Source organism: Streptomyces dioscori, assembly GCF_003024195.1.
In the GTDB taxonomy this organism is placed as follows: Bacteria; Actinomycetota; Actinomycetes; order Streptomycetales; family Streptomycetaceae; genus Streptomyces; species Streptomyces dioscori.
Window position 1 is genome coordinate 530,378 of the sequence record NZ_KZ679038.1, and the last position, 20,816, is coordinate 551,193.

At 69.5% G+C, this 20,816-nt stretch carries 20 protein-coding genes and 1 pseudogene; 11 read left to right on the forward strand and 10 right to left on the reverse strand.

The features are described 5' to 3' along the window. Window positions 1-69 precede the first annotated feature (69 nt). The 3 genes from C6Y14_RS02250 to C6Y14_RS02260 all read left to right on the forward strand — a co-directional run bounded on the left by C6Y14_RS02250 (window position 70) and on the right by C6Y14_RS02260 (window position 2,504). A complete protein-coding gene (locus tag C6Y14_RS02250) occupies window positions 70-990 on the forward strand; it encodes a LysR family transcriptional regulator (RefSeq protein ID WP_107014701.1) in 921 nt (306 codons plus the stop codon). A 349-nt stretch (window positions 991-1,339) separates the two neighbouring features. Further along, the gene (locus tag C6Y14_RS02255) at window positions 1,340-2,056 is read left to right on the forward strand and encodes an SDR family NAD(P)-dependent oxidoreductase (protein ID WP_107015149.1); all 717 of its coding nucleotides are present in this window, start codon (window positions 1,340-1,342) and stop codon (window positions 2,054-2,056) included. 100 nt (window positions 2,057-2,156) lie between these two features. Beyond that, window positions 2,157-2,504 (forward strand): YybH family protein, encoded by a 348-nt coding sequence (locus tag C6Y14_RS02260; RefSeq protein WP_107014702.1) that lies wholly within the window; start codon window positions 2,157-2,159, stop codon window positions 2,502-2,504. A gap of 95 nt (window positions 2,505-2,599) precedes the next feature. Here C6Y14_RS02260 and C6Y14_RS02265 read toward each other — a convergent pair whose 3' ends face one another. The 5 genes from C6Y14_RS02265 to C6Y14_RS02285 form a co-directional block, all read right to left on the reverse strand. Continuing rightward, complete coding sequence (locus tag C6Y14_RS02265; RefSeq protein ID WP_107014703.1) at window positions 2,600-3,817, reverse strand: glycosyltransferase; 1,218 nt, start codon at window positions 3,815-3,817, stop codon at window positions 2,600-2,602. Between the two features lie 126 nt (window positions 3,818-3,943). Then, the gene (locus tag C6Y14_RS02270; RefSeq protein ID WP_107014704.1) at window positions 3,944-4,390 is read right to left on the reverse strand and encodes a GNAT family N-acetyltransferase; all 447 of its coding nucleotides are present in this window, start codon (window positions 4,388-4,390) and stop codon (window positions 3,944-3,946) included. A 3-nt stretch (window positions 4,391-4,393) separates the two neighbouring features. Continuing rightward, window positions 4,394-5,194 carry an MBL fold metallo-hydrolase gene (locus C6Y14_RS02275; RefSeq protein WP_107014705.1) on the reverse strand — a complete coding sequence of 267 codons (801 nt, stop codon included), beginning with the start codon at window positions 5,192-5,194 and terminating at the stop codon, window positions 4,394-4,396. Window positions 5,195-5,285: 91 nt separating this feature from the next. Next, window positions 5,286-5,846: an ester cyclase gene (locus C6Y14_RS02280; protein WP_107014706.1), complete on the reverse strand. Its 561-nt coding sequence runs from the start codon at window positions 5,844-5,846 to the stop codon at window positions 5,286-5,288. Window positions 5,847-5,857: 11 nt separating this feature from the next. Further along, window positions 5,858-6,964, reverse strand: a complete 1,107-nt coding sequence (locus C6Y14_RS02285) for an MBL fold metallo-hydrolase (protein WP_107015150.1) — start codon at window positions 6,962-6,964, stop codon at window positions 5,858-5,860. Window positions 6,965-7,061: 97 nt separating this feature from the next. Here C6Y14_RS02285 and C6Y14_RS02290 point away from each other — a divergent pair, with 97 nt between their 5' ends. Next, the gene (locus C6Y14_RS02290; protein WP_225890843.1) at window positions 7,062-7,775 is read left to right on the forward strand and encodes a TetR/AcrR family transcriptional regulator C-terminal domain-containing protein; all 714 of its coding nucleotides are present in this window, start codon (window positions 7,062-7,064) and stop codon (window positions 7,773-7,775) included. 29 nt (window positions 7,776-7,804) lie between these two features. Here the strand turns inward: C6Y14_RS02290 and C6Y14_RS02295 are convergent. Further along, window positions 7,805-7,945, reverse strand: a pseudogene (locus C6Y14_RS02295) (response regulator transcription factor); the annotation flags it as partial. Between the two features lie 281 nt (window positions 7,946-8,226). On the opposite strand from C6Y14_RS02295, the gene C6Y14_RS02300 reads away from it, so the two are divergent. The 6 genes from C6Y14_RS02300 to C6Y14_RS02325 all read left to right on the forward strand — a co-directional run bounded on the left by C6Y14_RS02300 (window position 8,227) and on the right by C6Y14_RS02325 (window position 17,969). Further along, entirely contained in the window at window positions 8,227-8,991 is a 765-nt protein-coding gene (locus C6Y14_RS02300; RefSeq protein WP_404828711.1) for a serine/threonine protein kinase, read from the forward strand. A 19-nt stretch (window positions 8,992-9,010) separates the two neighbouring features. Beyond that, window positions 9,011-10,558 (forward strand): serine/threonine-protein kinase, encoded by a 1,548-nt coding sequence (locus C6Y14_RS02305; RefSeq protein WP_107014709.1) that lies wholly within the window; start codon window positions 9,011-9,013, stop codon window positions 10,556-10,558. Between the two features lie 110 nt (window positions 10,559-10,668). After that, entirely contained in the window at window positions 10,669-11,943 is a 1,275-nt protein-coding gene (locus tag C6Y14_RS02310; RefSeq protein ID WP_225890844.1) for a serine hydrolase, read from the forward strand. 222 nt (window positions 11,944-12,165) lie between these two features. Further along, the gene (locus C6Y14_RS02315; protein ID WP_107014710.1) at window positions 12,166-15,183 is read left to right on the forward strand and encodes a family 16 glycoside hydrolase; all 3,018 of its coding nucleotides are present in this window, start codon (window positions 12,166-12,168) and stop codon (window positions 15,181-15,183) included. A gap of 159 nt (window positions 15,184-15,342) precedes the next feature. Beyond that, complete coding sequence (locus C6Y14_RS02320) at window positions 15,343-16,758, forward strand: erythromycin esterase family protein (protein ID WP_107014711.1); 1,416 nt, start codon at window positions 15,343-15,345, stop codon at window positions 16,756-16,758. Window positions 16,759-17,315: 557 nt separating this feature from the next. Next, window positions 17,316-17,969, forward strand: a complete 654-nt coding sequence (locus tag C6Y14_RS02325) for a hypothetical protein (RefSeq protein ID WP_199854597.1) — start codon at window positions 17,316-17,318, stop codon at window positions 17,967-17,969. Window positions 17,970-18,072: 103 nt separating this feature from the next. Here C6Y14_RS02325 and C6Y14_RS43895 read toward each other — a convergent pair whose 3' ends face one another. Together C6Y14_RS43895 and C6Y14_RS43900 are read right to left on the reverse strand one after the other, a co-directional pair. Next, a complete protein-coding gene (locus tag C6Y14_RS43895) occupies window positions 18,073-18,237 on the reverse strand; it encodes a hypothetical protein (RefSeq protein ID WP_159074149.1) in 165 nt (54 codons plus the stop codon). A gap of 38 nt (window positions 18,238-18,275) precedes the next feature. Beyond that, entirely contained in the window at window positions 18,276-18,428 is a 153-nt protein-coding gene (locus tag C6Y14_RS43900; RefSeq protein ID WP_159074150.1) for a hypothetical protein, read from the reverse strand. 163 nt (window positions 18,429-18,591) lie between these two features. On the opposite strand from C6Y14_RS43900, the gene C6Y14_RS02330 reads away from it, so the two are divergent. Beyond that, window positions 18,592-19,332, forward strand: a complete 741-nt coding sequence (locus C6Y14_RS02330; protein WP_107014712.1) for a GntR family transcriptional regulator — start codon at window positions 18,592-18,594, stop codon at window positions 19,330-19,332. Window positions 19,333-19,376: 44 nt separating this feature from the next. On the opposite strand, the gene C6Y14_RS02335 is transcribed toward C6Y14_RS02330, so the two are convergent. Both C6Y14_RS02335 and C6Y14_RS02340 read right to left on the reverse strand, forming a co-directional pair. Beyond that, window positions 19,377-20,195, reverse strand: a complete 819-nt coding sequence (locus tag C6Y14_RS02335) for an SDR family NAD(P)-dependent oxidoreductase (protein WP_107014713.1) — start codon at window positions 20,193-20,195, stop codon at window positions 19,377-19,379. A gap of 76 nt (window positions 20,196-20,271) precedes the next feature. Then, window positions 20,272-20,799, reverse strand: a complete 528-nt coding sequence (locus tag C6Y14_RS02340) for a carboxymuconolactone decarboxylase family protein (protein WP_199854598.1) — start codon at window positions 20,797-20,799, stop codon at window positions 20,272-20,274. Window positions 20,800-20,816: the final 17 nt, after the last annotated feature.

Here is a 20,816-nt window from a genome sequence, read left to right on the forward strand (position 1 = left end):
AGACATCGGAGCCGACGTCCTCACTTTAGGCTCCCGTAGCTGGGAGGCGTGGCCTCTCACCCACGTAGCATGACGGGCATGGAGCTGCGCCAGCTGCGGTACTTCGTCGCGGTCGCCGAGGAACTGAACTTCGGCCGGGCCGCCGAGCGCCTGCTGATCGCGGGACCCTCCCTGTCCCAGCAGATCAAGGCCCTCGAACGCGACCTGGGTGTGCGGCTGTTCGACCGCGACCGCCGCTCGGTGTCCCTCACCCCGGCCGGTTCGGCACTGCTCCCGCACACCCGCGCCCTGCTCGAACGAGCCGGTGACCTCCAGCGGCGCGCCGGCCGACTGGCCGGATCGGCGCCCGTACGGCTCGGCTACGTCAACTGGCTCCCTCCGGACCTGACCACGCGGGCCGCTGCGGTGGCCCAGCTCCACATCGACGCGTGGATCGCGCCCTCGCACACCCAGGCCGCCCGGGTCGCCGACGGCAGCCTGGACCTCGCCGTCTGCTGGGTCAGGACCGAGGACCTCGAACGACGCGGTCTGCGCGCCCGGCTCATCGGCGCCGACCGGCTCTACGCCGTCGCCACCGGCGACGGGACGGACAGCGTGGCGGCCCGGGACGCCGCCGTCCTCATCGACGACGACACCACCTCGTGGTCGTCGTGGAACACCTACGCCGAACTGCTGGCACGGGACACCGGGGCCCGCGCGGTACACATCACCGACGGCGGCATCACCGGCCCCGCGTTCTTCGACCATGTCCGCCGCAGTGGCCGTCCGGTCATCAACTCGCCCAAGGGGCAGACCACTCCCCTGCCTACCGACCTGGTCCGGCGCCCGGTCGTCGCGCCGGAGATCCACTGGACCTGGTCGCTGGTCCGGCGCGAGAACGAGGACCGTCCGGCGGTACTCGCCCTCGTGGACGCGCTCTGCGACGGCGTGGGAGACCTCGGCCTCCACACCCCGGACGCCTGGCTGCCCGAGGGCGACCCGCACCGCTAGAAACGCAGCGCCGTAAGCGCAGCACCGTAAGCGCAGCACCGTAAGCGCAGCACCGTAAGCGCAGCGCCGTAAGCGCAGGGCCATGAACGCAGCGCCAGAGGCATCCCTGACGACGCCGTGCCGCTGCGCCATGCCACTGCGCCGAGCCGCTGACATGCGCTGGAAGGCTGTGCCTCCCAACAGCTAGAAAGCCGGTCCTGACCAGGGCCCCTTCGACCTTTGACTCCCCTGATGGAGCGACCTACATTCGCAATAGTCGACCGGTCGGCTAGTGGACCGGTCGAGGAACCGCCTCAACCCGAACCTCAACCCGAACCTCAACCCGAATCTCAACCCGAAGAAGGTCGTCATGAACTCCCAGGACCAGAAGGTCGCCGTCATCACCGGTGCTTCGCAGGGCATCGGCGCCGCGCTCGTCGACGCCTACCGCAAGCTCGGGTACGCCGTCGTCGCCACCTCCCGCTCCATCGAACTCTCCGATGACGCGGGCGTCGTGACCGTGCGGGGTGACATCGCCGACCCCGCCACCGCCGAACGTGTCATCGCCGCCGGCATCCAGCAGTTCGGACGCATCGACACCCTCGTCAACAACGCCGGTCTCTTCGTCGCCAAGCCCTTCACCGACTACAGCGCCGACGACTACGCCACCGTGACCGGGGTGAACCTGACCGGCGTCTTCCGCATCACCCAGCTGGCCGTCGAGCACATGCTCGCCCAGGGCAGCGGCGGCCACATCGTCAACATCACCACCAGCCTGGTCGACAACGCGGACTCCAGGGTCCCCTCCGTACTCGCCTCGCTGACCAAGGGCGGGCTGCAGTCCGCGACCAAGTCCCTTGCCATCGAGTACGCCACCCGTGGCATCCGTGCCAACGCGGTCTCCCCGGGCACGGTCAAGACCCCGATGCACCCCGAGGAGACCCACGCGGCCCTCGCCGCCCTGCAGCCGGTCGGCCGCCTCGGCGAGGAGAGCGACATCGTCGACGCGGTGACGTACCTGGAGAACGCCCCCTTCGTCACCGGCGAGATCCTGCACGTCGACGGCGGCATGAGCGCGGGCCACTGACCAGCGCAGGCCGCTGACCACCGCCCCCACCCCCTCCCACCTCGGCCGACCCGCCCCCGTCCCGCCCCCGCGGGTCGGCCCCAGCGACAGGAGAACTCCGATGAATGACATGTCAGACAGTGAAGCGGTCCTGCGCGATGTGCTCGACCGGTGGAAGGCCGCCGTCGACCGGCACGAACCGCGGCAGGTGGCCGCGCAGTTCACCGAGGACGCGATCTTTCAGGGACTGCGCCCCCACAGCGTCGGACGGCCGGGTGTGGCCGCGTACTACGCGTCCCAGCCCCTCGGGCTGACGGCCGAGTACCGGATCCTCGAAACCCGGCGCCCCGCCGACGACCTCGTGCTCGGTTATCTGAGCGTCGACTTCTCGTTCACGGACCGCCCCGCACTCGCCGTCAACCTCGGTGTGCTGGTACGGCGCGAGGAGGAGGACTGGCGGATCAGCTAACACCAGGTCTCGCAACCCAGTTGAGCCGGCCGCTGCCGAGCGGGTCCCGCGGATCACGTCCTGGGGATCACGTCCTGGGGATCACGTCCTGGGGATCAGTCGCTGTCGGCCAGCAGGAGTCCGGCGGCCACAGCCGCCCCGTCGGTGCGGATCGCGCCGGCCACGGCGGTGGCCCGCTCGCGCGTCCCGGCGTCCAGGGCCGCCCCGAGTGCGGCCGACAGGGACTCGACGGTCGGCGCAGGACCGTCGTGGGCCGCGCCGATCCCCAACTCGGCCACACGGGCCGCGAAATACGGCTGGTCGCCTCCCTGGGGCAGCACCACCTGGGGTGCGCCGGACCAGGCGGCCGTCGTGGTCGTACCCGCGCCACCGTGGTGGACGACGGCGGCCGTCCGGCCGAACAGAGCCTGATGGTTGGCCTCACCGACGACGAAGCAGTCGTCCTGACCGGCGACCGGCGCCAGTGCGGCCCAGCCCTGGGAGACGATCACGCGGCGGCCCTGCGCACGGACCGCATCCACGGTCACCCGTGCGACCTCCACGGGATCCCCCATGGGAACGCTGCCGAACCCCACGTACACCGGTGGCGTACCGGCCTCCAGGAACTCCGACAGCGCGGCGGGCAGCGGGCGTTCGTCCGGTACGAGCCACGCGCCGGTCTGCACCACCTCCAGGTCCGACGGCTGTTGCCAAGGGGCCAGGACGGGGTCGGAGGCCAGCCACGGGCGGCCGGTGAAGACATGGTCGCGGACGTTGCCGACCGGTGGCAGGCCGATCGACACGCGGTGGCCGTTGATCACCTCACCGAACACGGTTTGCGCGTCCCGGGCGTCCTGGTCCCAGAGCGCCCGGTTGTCGGTCACGTCCGCCGCCAGCGGCTTCCCCGGCCGTGGGATCGGCCGGTGGTGGGGTGACGGCAGACTGACCGGCTGGTAACTCGCGTACACGTAGCGGCTGCCCAGTTTCTCGGCGGCCGACTTCACACCTGCCACGGCCGGTACGAGGCCGGTCGCCACCAGCGCATCGGCCCCCGCGCCCGCCGCCATGACGCTGTCGTGGAACGCGGCGACCAACTCGGCCGCGCGCCTGGGGACTCCGCCCGCCGTCGGTGGTGTTCTGCCGGTCACCAGCCTGCGCACCGACTGCCCGGTCGGCACCATCTCCACCCCGACCCCGGCCAACCGCTGCGCGAACTCCTCATCGGGCGGCGCACATACGCGTACCTCCGCGCCGCGTCCCCGCAGTTCCACCGCGAGCGCCACGAGCGGTTCGACACCGCCGCGCGAATCATAGGCCGCCAACACCACACGCATTCAGTACCCCTTTCTATACGGCGCCTTCAGCCCTCGATCACTCACGAGCGCTGTGCCACACCTGCGTGCGACTATCGCAGCAGACGACCGCACGTGTCCGCGGAGCGGACGATCCGCGCCGGCGCGTCAAAAAGACAGGGCCTGGCCGCCGCCCATCAGTCGGTACATGCCGATCGAGTCATGTGTAGCGGCGTCGGCGAAGCCGAACTTCTCGTAGAGGTAGCGGGCCGGGCCGTCCGCGATCAGGGAGACATAGGCGGTGGCGGGCGCCCGGCGCTCCAGTTCCTCGGTGAGCGCGGCCATGATGCGTCTGCCCAGGCCACGCCCTTGGTGGGCGGGGTGTACGCAGATGTCGACGATCTGGAACGCGGTGCCGCCGTCGCCGATGACGCGGCCCATCCCGATGGGCTCGCCCGCGTGGTGGAGGACGACTCCGTACCAGGTGTTGGGCAGGGCCAGGGCGACCGCCTCCGGGGCCTTGTCCGAGAGGCCGGCATCGGTGCGCAGACGACGGAAGACCTCCACGGAGGGCACGCCCGCACGCAATTCGTAAGGGTTGATATCGGTAGGCATGCATTACATACTAACGCCCCGGCTGCGTGCGCGAGCAGCTTCGAACAGGGCGGGATCGTGGGCACAGACCACTGCCAGGTGCTCCTCGACGCCTTCGCGGAGTTCGGCGAGACGTGCCTGATTGGCTCTCAGAGCCTTGATGTCGTGGGCGACGAGGCGCTCCTGGATCCGGAGCGCGGCCGGGACACGCCTCGCGCCGCCGAGCGTGCCCGGGTGGTGGAAGGCGTCTCCGCAGTGCAGGACCCAGTGGTCGCCCGCGTCGACCGCGACGGCGGCGTGTCCTCTGGTGTGGCCCGGCATCGGCACCAGCACGATGCCGTCGTCGATCCCGGTGAGCTGTTCGGCGGCGGCGAATCCCCGCCACCGTTCCCCGGTCGGCTCGTGCCGGACCAGCTTCGGGCGGTGGGACAACTGCGCGCGCCGATATCTGCTCCTCTCCAGTCGTGTGGCCGGAGACAGGGCTCCGCGCGCCTCCTCCGCCGTGACGTGGACCTGCGCGTCCGGGAAGTCGGCGAGTCCCCCGATGTGGTCCAGGTCGAAGTGGGTCACCACGATATGGGTGACGTCCGCCGCGCGGAAGCCGCGCTGCCCGATCTGGTGCAGCGCGGTCTCGTGGGGATCGAGGGCGGGGCGGACGAGGTGCCGTACGCCGCCGATGCGGCGGGCCGGTTCGGCGATGTCCCGCGTCCCGAAGCCGGAGTCGACGAGGACCAGCCCCCTGCCGGTCTCGATCGCCAGCACGTGGCAGACGAGTGGGGCGCCCGGCAGCCGCATCGTCCCGCAGTTGAGGTGGTGAACCTTCATCCCGGAGCCTCCGTCGTCTCGGCCGTGGCCGAGGGTCCGCCGCCGCCGACGCTCGCGATCCCGCTTCCTGCCTCCTGCGTTCGGGGGTGGATCATTTGACGAAGTCGGGCGGGGTGGTCTCGGCGAGCCGTGGATCCGGTGTGCCGCCTGCCATGGACAGGGCTCCCCTGACGATGCGGGCCAGCTTGAGCAGACCGCTCGGTCGGCGTTTGTCGACGCCCGCGACCAGTTGTCTGAGGATGGTCAGCTGGTCGAAGTAGACGCGCTCGGTGACAAGGTGTTCGTTCTCGTCGAAGACGAAGAACGCGTTCATGCGCGTACGGTGCTCGCCGCCCGTCGCCGGTATCTTGCCGAGGGGGCCGAGGTGGGTGCCCAGCAGCCAGAACTCCACGATGACGGCGTCGACGCTGTGCCGGAACGCGATGATCTCGTGGCGCTGGTCGGGGAAGGCGACGCGTGTGTCGTCGTAGTACGCGCGCACGTCCGCGTCGCCGTCGTGCACCTTCATCTGCGCGACGAGTTCGTAGTGCGGGTGCGGGAACGTGGACAGGGTGGCGTCCCAGTCCTGGGCCACCTCGTCACGGAAGTGGTCGAGGACGAGTGCCTCCCGGGCACGGAGCACGGACTCGTCGGGCAGCACGAAGCGGTTCATGGTCGGGCTCGCTAACGGGTGTGGGTGAGGGCGCGGTGGCTGAACGTCGGTTTCGTGCCGGGGTTCGTCCAGGCACCTGTCAGCTCGCTGGACGGGAAGAACTGCAGGAAACGCGGGTCCTTCTGACTCGGATCGGCGAGCGTCTTCTCCAGGACGACCGAGTTGTACTGGTCGGCCGTGGTCTCGATGGTGTTGGCGTTGAGGACGGCCTCGTACTCCCACTCGCGGCTCCACCTGGCCAGCCCCGGAAGTTTCGAGTGTTCCGGTGTCAGGCATTCGGCCGCGATGACGTTCTCGCTGCTGACCCAGATGCCGGTGGAGGTGTTCACGACCAGGCTCTGGTTGCCGAACACATGGCCCGGTGTCTTCACCACGGCGACCCCGGGGCCGAGGACCACCGACCCCTCGATCGGCAGGAACGCCTCGGGCGGCACGTCACGGTAGGCGGCGGGCTGGTACCAGGCCTTCTGCAGCGGATGCAGTTCGGCCATGCCCGCGAGCTCGTCGCGCTGCACGATGACCTTGGCGTTCGGGAAGGCCGCCTCCGGTCGGCCGCCGAGGTCCTGCTGGTACGCCGTCGTGCCCACCCAGCGCCGGAGGTCCTGCGTGTGGAGGTGGTCGAACAACAGGTAGTCGACGTCCTGCGGCGCGATGCCCAGCGTGGCGAGATGCTCCAGGACCGTGGCGTACCGGGTCAGCATGAGACGGGCGACGGGGGCCGGTGTCCGCCTGCTGAGCCGGTCGAAGTACGGGGTGTACTGGCCGAGTTCGACATCACTGGGTTCGAACAGCAGCACCCTGGCCCGGCCGTCGGTCTCCTGCCACCGGATGACGAGCATGCGGTTGGTGATCGACAGGAACGGCGCGACGGCTCGCGAGGCACGGAAGAGCCCGAACCGCGTCGGATAGGGCAGCGTGACCAGATCGCAGGTGGTGATGCTGTCGGGCGTACCCGTCGTGGCGAACTCGCGCTTGAAGGCGAGCCCTTCGGCGCGGACCGCGGCCAGACGTGCGCCCGGCCCGCCCGGTGTGCGGCTCGGATCGGTGAGCGAGTCGACCGGGGTGCCGATGCCCGGCAGGTCGACCACGTTCGCCGTGTTCCACGGAAAGGGCTGCATGCCGGTCTCCATCGGGTTAAGTCCACGTCGTGGGTTTGACGCCTCACGGTTATAGTCCACACCGTGGGTTTTCGCAAGGATGAGGCATGATGAAGCGGTGACGAATCGGACGGCGCCCGCCGACAAGCAGCCCGGAACCCCTCCCCGGCGCGGCCGGCCACGTAAAGGCGCCGGAACGCTGACCAGGGACGCCGTCATCGGGGCCGCGATCTCGGTCATCGACGAGGAGGGCGTCGAGGGGGTCAGCATGCGAACCGTGGCCCGGCGCCTGGGAGTCGACGCGAAGAGCCTCTACAACTACGTCGACGGCAAGGACCACCTCCTCGACGCCGTCGCCGAACACATCCTGGTCGGGGTGGCACTCCCGGAGCCGACGGGATCGCTCGACGCGGATCTGCGCGCCATCGGAAGGACGTTCCGCGCCGCCACCCTCACGCATCCCCGCGCCGGGGCCCTCGTACTGACCCGGCAGCTCTCGTCCTCGGCCGGCCTGCGGCCCGTCGCCACGGTGCTGTCGGTGCTGCGCGCCGCGGGTTGCGGACCCGATGAGGCGGTGCACCTGCTCAGGACGTTGCTGGCCTCGGTCATCGGCACCCTGCTGCGGGAGGTCTCCGCGGGTCCGACCTTCGGGGTGGTCGGCCCCGAGGCGACGGCGGCACGCCGACGGGACCTGGAGGACTCAGGCCTGCCCGTACTCGTCGAAGCGGCTCCGTACCTGGCCCGGTTCAGCCATGACGAGGAGTTCGAGTACGCGCTCGACCTGATCGTCACCGCCGTCACGAGGAAGGTCGACGACGGCGGCCGGCCGTGATGGTCCTCGCCCCGGCGGGCTCGTGTACGTCACGAGCGCGGAGGTGACGGTGGTTTCACCAGGCCGCTCCGGTAGGCGATGACGACGAGTTGTGCGCGGTCGTGGGCATGGAGTTTGTTCATGGCCCGCTGGATGTGGCCGCGTACGGTCGGCGGGCTCAGCACGAGTTGCTGGCCGGCCCGGCGTGACGGGGTGCGGCAGGGCATCGTGAGGGCGCTTTGCACGCATGTGCTGCGGAAAGCGTTTTCCCTGCGTCGGGGCTACACGATTCACCCTTCTCAGGTGCCCTTCCGGGGAACTACTGCCGCACGCACGGCGTCAAACGTATCGGGCTTGCCACCCCGGCACTTTGCTTGACATTTCACCGAGACCTGAGCACGTCGCGCATTCACCCTCCCGCACCGTGCGCCGAATGCCCGTCGAGCCGCTGACCATTTGGGGACTATTCGCAGTGACCACCGTAATTGTGCAGCTTTCCGACGCCGTCGTCCGCCGCTCCGACGACCCCAGGCCCGAGCCGCGTCTGGTGCGGCTGAGCCCGGGGCAGAGCGCCGAGTTCGGGCGGGGGAAGCCCGGGACACCGCTGCCCATACCCTTGCGTGACCCCGCGGTGTCGCGTTGCGCCGGTCAGGTCACCGCAGTGGAGGACTACTGGCGCCTTTCCAATTACAGCGCCGAGGCGACGTACGTCGTGGAGAACCTCGAAGGCGCGGGGGAACACATCCGTGTCGCACCGGGACGGATTGGTGCACCTGTCCCGTTCGAGCTGTCCCGGGTAATTCTTCCCGCGGCCGAAAACCCCATGGAATTCAAGGTGTTCGCACCCCAGCACGCGTATACGGAAGCCGGGTGCGACAGCTCCGCAGGGGAACCGACCACGAGCCCCTTCTCGCTGAACCCCACGTCCAAGTATTTCCTGGTCCTGCTGGCTCTGTGCGAACCTCGGCTGCGCTCCCCTTCGAGCGCGGCCGTCCCGGGCGTGGGAGAGGTCCTCGAACGGTTGCGAGGGCTGCCGAGTTGCCATGATCTGACCCGGTCCGCACTCAATTACCACATCGACTATCTCGCCGACACGAAGCTACGGCTGCGCGAGGGCCCGGGGGGTTCGTACGGCGAGGCGGGAGGCAAGCGCGAACGGCTGGTCAGCCTCGCGCTGCGGTTCAATCTGGTCCGTGAAGAGCACTTGGCTCTGCTCCCCCCAGCCGTCAGACGCTGAACCGAAAGGCTCACCCAGCATGAACCACTCGCACCCCACTCCCCCGCTCGACCCCGCGCCCGGCTACCGGATCTCGGACTGGGAGATCACCGGCCTGATCGGCTCGGGCAGCTGGGGCAGTGTGTATGCCGCGGAGAAGGTCGCCGACAGTGCCGCGGGCGGCTCGGCCGTCGCCATCAAGCTCCTGCGCACCGACCTGCTGACCCCGGGACAGCGTGCGTCGATGGAGGAACTGGCCCGCAAGGAAGCGCAGTTCAGTACAGAGGCGGACCACCCCCATCTCGTACGTACCCACGCGGTCGTGACCCTGAGGGATCCCGAGCGACCCGAACTGGACGGTATGACGGCGCTGGTGATGGACCGTGCGGAACGCAGCCTCCAGGATCTCCTGGCGGCGGGCGGGACCGGGCGCCCGCTGCCGGAGGCGGAGCGGATCCTCAGCGGGGTGGCCTCCGGACTGGCGCACATGCACACGCATGGCTGGATCCACGCGGACCTCAAGCCCGCGAACATCCTCCTCGGCCCCGAACGGGCCGTGTGGCTCGCGGACTTCGGGCTCACCGTGGAACTGGAGGGCACGCACGCGTACGTACCGCCGCTGGGGTCGCTCGACCACGTGCCCCCGGAGTGGTGGTCGGAGCGCACCGGCGTCCACGGCACGACCGTGCGCAAGACGGCGGACATCTGGGCGTTCGGTGTGCTGGCGCACCAGGTGCTGACGGGTGGCATGCATCCGTTCCCGGGCGGGACGGCGCGGGCCCGCTCGCTGGCGGCCCAGGCCTATGCCAACGGTTCGGCTCCGCTCCGCCTGGACGACTCCCTCGAACCGGAGTGGCGCAGGCTGATCGTGGAGTGTCTGGCTCCCGACCACGCCTCCAGAGCGGCCCTGGACGCGGATGAACTGTCCCGCCGGGTGGGGGCGTTGCACGCGGAACGCCTCCCCCGGCCCGTGTACAGGCGTCCGGCGGTCCTGCTCACGGCCGGCCTCACCGCCTGTGCCGCCGTCGCCGGCACGTTAGTGGCCTTCGTACCCTCCGACGGCAAGGACGCCCCGGAGAGGTCGAAGTCCTCGGCGACCGCGACCGCGCTCGCCGACGCCGCGCTGCCCGGGGCCATCCCCGCCGACTCCGACGTGCCCGTCTCGCTGCGCCGGATCATCACCGACGCCGCGAAGCGGTGCACCGACGAGGAGGTCACTCCGGCGTTGCTGGCCGCGATGCTCAAGGCCGAGAGCGGTTTCGACCCCAAGGCGTCCCGGCCCGCCACCGGCGAGCACGGCATCGCCATGTGGACGCCCGCGGTGTTCAAGGCCTGGGCGGTGGACGGGGACCGCGACGGGGACAAGGACTACATGTCCCCCGCCGACGCCATCGGCACGATGTCCGTGTTCACCTGCTGGCTCGACCAGCGCTTCAAGCAGAACGACCTGCGGGAGAACCTGCCCGCGCTGATAGCGGCCGGTTACCGCACCAGTGACCGGACCGTCATCGAGGCCGGTGGTGTACCGAAGGCCGTGCAGCCCTACGTGGACGAGGTCCTCGCCAACCTCAAGGAGTACACGGCCTGACACATCGAGCCGGGGGCCGCCCCTGACATGCGTCAGGAGCGGTCCCGGCTGTCCCCCGCATAGCGTCGGCGGGTCATTCCGTCACCGTACGCACCAGGGGGCATCTGATCATGCGGCACTTCTCATCCCTCCGCAGCGGGCCGGGAGCGGCCGTCCGCAGCGGGCCGAGGGCGGCACGGCGGGCACTGTTCTCGGCGGGCGCCCTGCTGCTCTGTCTGGCGACGGCGGGCACCACCGCGTCCGCCGCTCCGGCCGCACCGGGTGGCGCGCCGGCCGACTCCGAGGGCACGGCGTCCGCCGCGGCCGCCCAGATCGAGGTCCCGGCCGATGTCACCGCCGGTGTCGCGGTCTACGACCGGCAGACAGGGACCTTCACCGAGCAGCTGAACACGAGCATGCAGTTCCGCTCGGCGTCCATCGTCAAGCTGCTGCTGGTGCTCGACTTCTTCCGGGACCGCGGTCCGAACTACACGATCCCGGCCGCCGACCGGGCCCTGCTGGAGCCGATGCTCCGCAGCAGCGACGACGACGCGGCCTCCCACTACTGGCAGGTCAACGGCGGCGCGGCGATCATCGGGCGCATGAAGGGCGACCTCGGTCTCACCGACGTGGCCGGTCCGCCCGCAGGATACGAGGGCTACTGGGGATACACGGCCATCTCGGCCCGGGACACGGTCAAGATCTACCGCTACATCCTGGAACAGGCCGCCACGCCCGTACGGGAGTTCATCATGTCCAACCTGCGGCAGTCGACGCGCTGCGCCTCGGACTCCTTCGACCAGCACTTCGGCATCGCCGGCTCCTTCGACCGGCCCTGGGCCGTGAAGCAGGGCTGGTCGGGCGATTACGAGGACGGCACCTGCGGCCCCGACACCGCGAGGAACGCGACGTCGGCGCCGCAGTCCACGGGCCGGGAAGCCGCGGGAGCGAAGTCCACGGGTACGAAGTCCGCGGCGGCGGTAAACCTGTCCCGGCCGGCCCTGCACAGCACCGGCACGGTCGGCAGCGGCGACCGGACCATCGTCGCCGTCCTCACCCTGCACCCCCTCGGCACCACCTACGGCCAGGCCTACACCGACATCGGCAGGCTGACCCGCAGTCTCGACGTGCCCGGCGCCACCAGGCCGGCCGGGAAGTGGTACGGCACCTGGGGCGAGCGGGTCGCCGTCCGCGGGGCGGCGACCACCGCGTCGGACTCCAAGACCCGGCTTCCCGCCGGTGTGGAGGTCCTGATCAGCTGCCAGAAGCAGGGCGAGACCGTCTCCGTACCGCCATACACCAACAACTGGTGGGCGTACCTGCCCCAGTACGGCGGCTACATGACCAACATCTATGTCAGCGCTCCGGACAACAAGCTGCCCGACGTGCCGGTCTGCACCTCCTGATGTCCGCCGGACCCGGAACAGCGCCTCGGTGATCGGATCCGTGGGGGCACCGCTCAACGGCGGTGCCCCCACGGTTCGTTCGGCCGGCAGGACTTTGAACACTCACAGTACAAAGTATGGACATGCCAAGCCAAAGCCCCGTAGGTTGGCGGCGCACCGCAGCCACGTCAGAAAGACCGGAACGCAATCCGGCACGGTCCGGTCCCGCTTCATGGAGGACCGTTGTCCCACCATCAGTTCCTGCGTGCCCGAAGACTTCTCACCTCCCTACTGACCGGGGCCGTTCTGACCGGCGGCCTCCTCGCCGCACCCGGCTCCTCGGCCGCCACGGGCGCCGCCGCGGCCGTCCCGCCCCAGGAACCCGGGGTCACCCTGCGCGTGTTCGACGTGCAGACGCCGCTGAGCAAGCTGTGCACCCTCAAGCCCGGCCAGACCCCCAACCACGACGCGCTCAAGTCGACGGTGGACTGGTCGACGACCGATGACTTCGGCGGTTTCTCCGACCGGTTCGTGTCGGAGGTGACCGGCTATCTGGTCGTGCCGAGCGACGGCACCTACGGTCTGCGTCTCACCAGCGACGACGGGTCCCGGCTGAGCATCGACGGCGCCACCGTCATCGACCACGACGGACTCCACGGCGCGGAGCCGAAGGACGCCTCCGTCGAGCTCACGGCGGGCTCGCACCCCCTGCGCATCGACCACTTCGAGCGGGACGGCGGGCAGGAGCTGCGGCTGGCCTGGAAGCCGCCGGGCGCGAACGACTTCACGACCGTGCCGCGCGAGGCGCTGAGCACGGACGCCGGAGTCGTACGGGTCACGGCCCCCGGACGCAAGGAGTGCGAGGCGAGCGGCGACACCCCCGGCGACGGCCTCCCGCTCACCGACGTACGCCCCGACCTGGACCTCACCGATCTGCGCCCCGACGGGTTCGAACCGCAGGTCACCGGGATGGACTGGCTGCCCGACGGACGGCTGGCGATCAGCACCTGGGGCGGCTCCGACAACGTTGCCGGAGAGGTGTACCTGCTCGACAACGTGACCGGCGAGACCAGCAAGGACAAGGTCACCGTCAAGAAGGTGGCGAGCGGGCTGCGGGAGCCCATGGGCATCAAGTACGTGGACGGCTCGCTGTACGTCTCGCAGAAACACGAACTGACCCGTCTCGTCGACAAGAACCGCGACGACGTGGCCGACGAGTACCGCACCGTCGCGACCTGGCCGTACGGCAAGAACTTCCACGAGTTCGCCTTCGGACTCCTCTACCGCGACGGCCACTTCTACGTGAACCTGTCCGTCTCCATCAACCTGGGCGGCGCGACCACCGTCCCGCAGCCGGCGCCGGGCCGCGGGACCACGTACAAGGTCAGCAAGAAGACCGGGAAGATCAGTCCGATCGCGGGCGGACTGCGGACGCCGAACGGGATCGGCTGGGGTCCGGAGGGCGAGATCTTCGCGACGGACAACCAGGGCGGCTGGCTGCCCTCGTCGAAGCTCGTGCACGTCAAGCAGGGCCGCTTCTTCAACCACTACACCGAGCCGTCCGGTGCCTTCGACGCGGCCACTCCGACCGCGCCGGTGCTGTGGCTGCCGCAGAACGAGATCGCCAACTCGCCCTCCACACCGCTGTATGTGAAGAAGGGCCAGTTCAAGGGCCAGATGCTGATCGGTGACGTGACCTACGGCGGTCTGCAGCGCGCGTACCTGGAGAAGGTGAAGGGCCAGTACCAGGGCGCCGTGTTCCGCTACACGCAGGGCCTCGAAGCGGGTGTGAACCGCCTCAGCTACGGTCCCGACGGCTCGATCTACGCCGGCGGCCTGGGCGCCGACGGCAACTGGGGCCAGGAGGGCAAGCTCAAGTTCGGTCTGCAGAAGCTCACGCCCAACGGCGGCAACACCTTCGACGTCAAGACGATGCGTGCCGTACCCGGCGGCTTCGACCTGACCTACACCCAGCCGGTGTCGGCGAAGACGGCCGAGGAGCTGGCCAAGCACTACAAGGCCGAGCAGTGGCGGTACACCCCGACCAGCGACTACGGCGGCCCGAAGATCGGCGAAGAAGTACTGCCCGTGCGGTCGGCCGAGCTGTCGAAGGACAAACGCACCGTGAAGCTGCGGCTCGACAACCTGAAGCCCGGCCGGGTCGTGCACCTGCGCTCCCCGCGCCCCTTCACCTCCGAGTCCGGTGAGTCGCTGTGGAACACCGAGGCCTGGTACACGCTCAACGCCGTGCCCGGCAAGCAGCCGCCGGCCGCCACCCTGTACGAGGCCGAGGAGGCCCGGCTCACAGGCGTGGCCGGCATCGCCACGGACCACACCGGCTACTCCGGCAGCGGATTCGTCGCGCGGTACAACACGGAGGGCAAGGTCGGCACGACCTTCGACGTACAGGTCAAGAAGTCGGGCACGTACGACGTCAACCTGCGCTACTCCAACGGCCCGAACCCGTTCGAGGGGACCAAGTCGCTCTCCCTGTACGCCAACGGGAAGAAGCTGCGGCAGGTGAAGCTCGCCTCCACCAGCAACTGGGACACCTGGTCCACGCAGACCGAGAAGGTGGCACTGCGCAAGGGGAACAACACCCTCTCCTACCGCTACGACGCCGGGGACACCGGCCATGTCAACCTCGACCTGATCACCGTCCGCCCCCAGGGTGCGTCCCCCGTGCTCTTCGACGGGACCGCGGCTTCCCAGTCGCAGTGGCAGCACACGGACGGACGGCGCCTTGAGTGGCCGCTCGCCGACGAGAAGTCCATGGAGGTGTGCTGCGGTGACATCAGGACCATCGACGCGTACCAGGACTTCAAGCTGCACGCCGAGTTCCGGGTCCCGCTGCTGCCCGACGACGTCACCGGGCAGAACCGCGGGAACAGCGGGATCTTCATCCAGGACCGCTACGAGCTGCAGATCCTCGACTCCTACGGTGACACCACACTGGACACCAACGAGGCGGGAGCCATCTATCTGAAGAAGGCGCCCGACGTCAACGCGGCCAAGGCGCCCGAGACCTGGCAGACGTACGACATCGTCTTCCGCGCCGCCCGCTACGACGACAGCGGCAAGAAGACCGCGGACGCCCGGCTGACCGTCGTGTGGAACGGCCAGAAGGTGCACGACGACATCACCCTCGACAGCCCCACCGCCTCCGGTCGGGCCGAGACGCCGTCGACGGGGCCGATCCGGCTGCAGGACCACGGGAACAAGGTCCGGTTCCGCAACATCACGCTGGAGCCGCTCACCTGAGGTGACAGAAGGTGAACCGACCTGAGCCGGGCCCGGTGGACACCGGGCCCGGCTCTCGTACGTGGGGTCTGCCGGGGGTCGGCGGTAGTGCCTGCGGTACCTCGCAGTGGGCAGCACATGGGTTCGTGACGCCCCCTGCCCGCGCGGGAATCTAAGGGCATGACGCGAAGCAAGGCAGTAATCATTCCCTCGGTCCTCCTCTCCCTCGGCGCCATGGCGGTCGCCACTCCCGCCCTCGCGGACGCGGTGAAGGGCTCACCGGACCCGGCTCCGGTCGCGGCGACGACCACCACCGCATCCCGGACCGCGGCCTCGGGGCAGAGCCTGGAGAGTGTGGTGGCCGCCATCGAGCGCAGTGCCCGCACCTTGAGGAGCACGAATCCCGAGGGGAGCCTGCGGGACCTCGACGCGCTGGGCCGCATGGTCGGGGACGCCGATGTGGTGGGCCTGGGTGAAGCCACCCACGGTTCGCAGGAGTTCTTCCACATGAAGCACCGGGTCTTCCGCCACCTGGTCGAGAAGAAGGGTTTCCGGACCTTCTCCCTGGAGCTCGCCTGGAGCAGCGGCGTACGGGTCAACGAGTATGTGCTCTACGGCAAGGGCGAGTTGAAGGACATTGCGCGCGAGGAGTTCCAGGGCGCGTACCGGATCTGGAACAACCAGGACTACATCGACCTCATCGAGTGGATGCGCGACTACAACCGCAGCCACCCGAAGGACCCGGTGCAGTTCATGGGCAACGACATGGGCTACGCGGGGCCGGAGTCGTACGAGCGGGTGACGGACCAGGTGGCCCGCGAACACCCGCGGCTGCTGGAGCGTGTCACGGAGCTGTATCGCGGGCTGGCTCCGACCACCGACGCCGGCACCTACAGCGAGCAGTACCTCCAACTGCCGCTCGCCGAGCGCGCGGAGCGGTCCGAACGGACCCGGCAGGTGTACGAGCTGCTGCGGGACCAGAAGCCGGCGCGCGGCGACCGGCAGACGCACGTGTGGGCCGTTCAGCACGCCCGGGCCATCCACCAGATGGCCAAGGGGTACTCACTCGACATCACCGACGACGCCGAAGTCACGAAGATGATGAGGATGCGCGACGAGGTGATGGCCGAGAACGTGGCGTGGTGGCGCAAGCACACCGGCGACAAGATCCTGCTGTCGGCGCACAACACCCATGTGTCCTACGACTCGTTCGACGAGCGGTATCCCAAGACCCAAGGGGCCTTCCTGCACGACGCGTTGGGCAAGGACTACGTCAGTATCGGCTTCAGCTTCCACCAGGGCGCGTTCGCGGCGTTCGGCGCCGAGGACAACGTGATGCGGACCTACCGGGTGGGGGCGGCCGCGGCGGGCTCCAACGAGGACACCCTGGACAAGGTCCGCCAGGAGGACTACATCCTCGACATGCGCACGGCGCCGAACGCCGCCCGCGCCTGGCTGGCGAAGCCGCGTGTCACCTACAACATCGGCGCGGGCTGGCCCGACCCGATGACGTACAGGATCGGCCTCGGCAAGGCGCACGACATCCTGATTCATCTGAACGAGGTCGAGGCCACCAAGTACCTGGGCACTCCCTGATCCCATCGGAGATCCCATCAGAGATCCCATCGGAGCACTCGGCTCCACTGCGCTTTCTAGTGTCGCCAGAAACTAGCTGTGTATCTGCGTCACACCCCTTGTAGGCCCTGAAGTGTCGACAGTACCGTGCAGTCGAACCTCGCCTGCAGGCCTTCTCCATGGGTTCGCCCGCCGACCGTCACCTTCGCCGTTCGCCGCGCCGGTGCCGGTCGGCCACGCCCGAATGCACTGGAAGACAAGGGAGTTCACAGTGGTACGCAGAAGCAGCCCAGGTGCGGACCGGACGGCCGGAGCGTCCGTACTTGACCAGGACGTCACCTACCGGGCCCGCCCCCGCGCTCTCCTCGTGGCGATCGCCGGACTCGCGGTCACCCCCGCGCTGACCACCCCGGCCTCGGCCCGTTCCACGAAGCACACCGCGGGACACTCCACGAAGGCCGGCAAGACCCTCGTCGTCGGCTCCGGGGAGACCCTGGAACTCACCGGGACCACCACGGTGAGCCGGCTCGGTCACCGTCGACGGGGGCACCCAGGTGCGGACCGGCAGGACCACTTTCATGTGCAAGGCGGTCGCGGCCGACGTCACCGTCGACGGCTCCGAGGGTGCCACCCTCAAGCCGGGCAACGGCGTCATCTTCCAGCTGATGGACACCGACCGGCCCAGCAGTGTCCCGGTCACGGACAAGCCCTGGAAGACCGAGATGACCGGCACCTACACGGAGCCCACCGGCTCCCCCGTCAAGTCGACGACGTGGGTCACCACCAGCGCCCAGGCCACCGACGCGACCGCATCCTTCACCGACATCAAGCTCAGCGGTGACTTCTACAACGCCGTCAGGGGCGGCGGCAACGCGGGCCTCCAAGGACAGAACCTGGTCCTGGACTTCACCCGTACCACCCTCAAGGGCGTCATCTCCGCCACCACCACCCAGCACCGGGTGCCCACCCTCACCATCGCCGAGTACCGGGAGATCAGCGAGGTCACCAACACCGTGTCCCCGGTCGTCAACAACGGTGTCGTGGTGACTCTGGGCAGCGGCTCCAGCTGGACGGTGACCGGCACCTCCCACCTGAGCGCGCTGACCCTGGCCGCCGACGCGACCGTCAGGGCCCCGCGGGGCAAGGCCGTCACGCTCACGGTCGACGGCACACCGACCGCCATCGAGGCGGGCCACTCCTACACGGGGGCGCTCACGCTGACGGTGGCGTGAGCCGGACGTGAACCGGCCCCCGGGGTGGCAGTACATCCCGGGGGCCGGAGTTCGCCGTACCGCTCCTGTCGGCGTCGGCCGTGCTTCCCAAGGGCGTGTTTCCTCAGGAACGTGACCAGGAGGCGGTTCCAGGCGGCGGGCTGATGGTGTGCGCGAGGGACTGCGCGAAGGCGTCGGCGGTCCGGGCGCGGGCGTTGACGGCCAGCCAGGCCGCCACTCCGTCCAGGTCACCACCCCGACAGGAGGGCCCGAGTTCCTTGACGGCCACGGGTAGCTCCCCGAACGGGTCCGGCTGGAGCCCCTCGGTCAGCTCCAGATACCCGGCGCCTTACCGGTGGCGGCACGGGCGGTTGTCGCCATCGCGCCGGTCGTCGTCAGCGCGGCGAGGGTGACGCCGCCGACCACGGCGCGTCTGCTGAGACCCGAGACGGACGATGAAGCTTTGTTGTCTTCTTCCACTGCTTTCCTCCCATGTATTCCCTTAGCGCTTCCTCACAGGTGTCGACAGGGGGTACCTGATCTCCGCCGGGAGTGATCCCCGCATGCGGTAGTGTCGACACCGTTGAGCCACCTTTGAAGATCTCTCAACCCGAAACAGACCCGGAACAGGGGGACACGGCGCATGTCGGATCAGGACACGCACCTGGTGCTGGAGCGGCTGCTGCGACTACGGGACCGACGGGAACCGCTGGTGGCGCAGATCGCCGAGTGGGTCGGCGCCGGCATCATCGAGGGCCGGCTGCAGCCGGGTCAGGACCTCAACAGCGTCGAGCTGTCCCGCCGGTTCGACACCAGCCGCACCCCGGTGCGCGAGGCCCTGATGCTGCTCGAACAGGAGGGCCTGGTCGAGATGAAGGCCCGGCGCCGCCCCCGGGTCGCCGCTCCCTCCCTCACGGACATCAAGGACATCTATCAGGTACGCCGCCAGCTGCTGTCGATGCTGGCGGGCCTGCTGGTCCAGCGGGCCACCGACGCCGAGCTGACCGAGCTGCGCACCCGCGTGGAAGCGATGCGTGAACTCGCCGACGCCGCCGACGTGGACGCGTACTTCTGGAGTCATGTGCTGCTCCAGGAGCGGATGACGGAGATCGTGGGCAACACCACCCTCAAGCAGATCCTCGACTCGCTCGCCCTGCGGACGCTGATGCTGCGGCACCTGAGCCTGACCCGCCCGGGTCGGCTGGCCTACAGCGTGGACGACCAGGAACGGCTCATCCAGGCCTGCGAGGAACGGGACGGGGAACTCGCCTCGGCGCTGATCGCCGGTGCGACCGTGCGGGCCCTGCGGGCCGTGGAGGAGCAGATCGAGCAGGACACCCCGGGCAGCGGCAAGGCCGCCCGCAAACGCCGCTCGGCCGACTGACACCCGCCGGCTCGCCCCGCACCTATTCGGCGGGCCCACCACACCTATGTGGCGAGCACTCCGCCGTCCACGGGGAAGTTCCCGCCCGTCACCCAGGTCGACTCGTCGGACAGCAGATAGACGGCGCACCAGGCGATGTCCTCGGGCCTGCCCACCCGGCCCAGCGGGATGCGGGCCAGCAGTGCTTCCCGGGCCGCGCCCTCGTGCGCGCCCGCCGACTCGGTGGCGGGGGTGCGGACCATGCCCGGCGAGATGGTGTTGGCCCGGATGCCCAAGGGCCCACCCTCCACCGCGAGTTGACGGGTCAGCCCGAGCACGGCCGCCTTGCCCGCGCAGTGGGCGACCATTCCGAAGGTGCCGCTGCCCCGGAAGGCGTTGACCGAGGCGAAGTTGACGATCGACCCGCCGCCGGAAGCCTCCAGGTGCGGCCAGGCGGCCTGCACGGGAAGGAAGACGACATCGACCTCGCCCCGCACGGTCGGCGTCCACTGGGTGCCGAAGTCCATGTCGGCCGCGGTGGCCATGTGCGGGGCGATGGCACCAGCGGTGACCAGCGCGTCCACCCGGCCGTGCAGCGCGAACGCCTCGTCGGCGAACCGCCGTGCGTCGGCCGGGTCGGTCATGTCCAGGGGGGCGAGCACCTCGACGGGGAGACCGCGGTCGGCGGCGAGTTTGCGGGTGCGTTCGGCGGCGGCCGGGTCCACGTCGCAGCCGACCACGGTGGCGCCCTGCTCGGCGAAGAGCAGCGCGCATCCCTGGCCGATACCGGCACCTGCGCCGGTGACGAGGGCGACCTTGCCGTGCAGCCGACCGGTACGACCGGTACCGGGCTCTGCCGTGGGCCCGGAACGGGGAGCGGTCACGTTGTCCTCCTGATGACGACGTACGGAACAGAACGACTTGGGGAAGGGGGTGTGAAAGAAGGGGAGTTGGTGGCGGTCATCCTCCGGTGCCCGTCGGCGGTTCCACCTCCAGCGCGACCAGAAAGCGCGACACCATGCTGTACGCGGCTGCCGTGACGGTCAGTTCGACCAGTTCGGCCGGTCCGAAGTGCGGGCGCAGGACGTCGAAGACGTGGGCGGGGACGTGGACGTCGCGGGTCATGGCATCGGTGTAGGCGACGACCCTGCGCTGTCGTTCGTCGAGGTCGGGATGGGTGGCGGCATCCTCGGTGCGGAGTGCGTCGAGGTGCCGGCCGTCGAGTCCGGCGGCGCGCGCGTCGGCTTCGTGGGCGACCCATTCGTAGAGGGCCCGGTTGAGCACGGCGATGCGCAGAATGACGAGTTCACGGATGTCGGCGGGCAGAGTCATACGCTGCCGGACGGCGCCCAGCAGGCTGTTCCAGCCGTCCGCCACCTGCGGACTGTGCAGCAGCATCCGGTCGAGGGGGCGCAGTGTGCCGCCGCGCCGCTCGCGGATGCGGTCCGCGATGTCACCGGCTCCGTCGGTACCCGGGAGTCGAGCCACGGGCCGTTCCCTTCTGA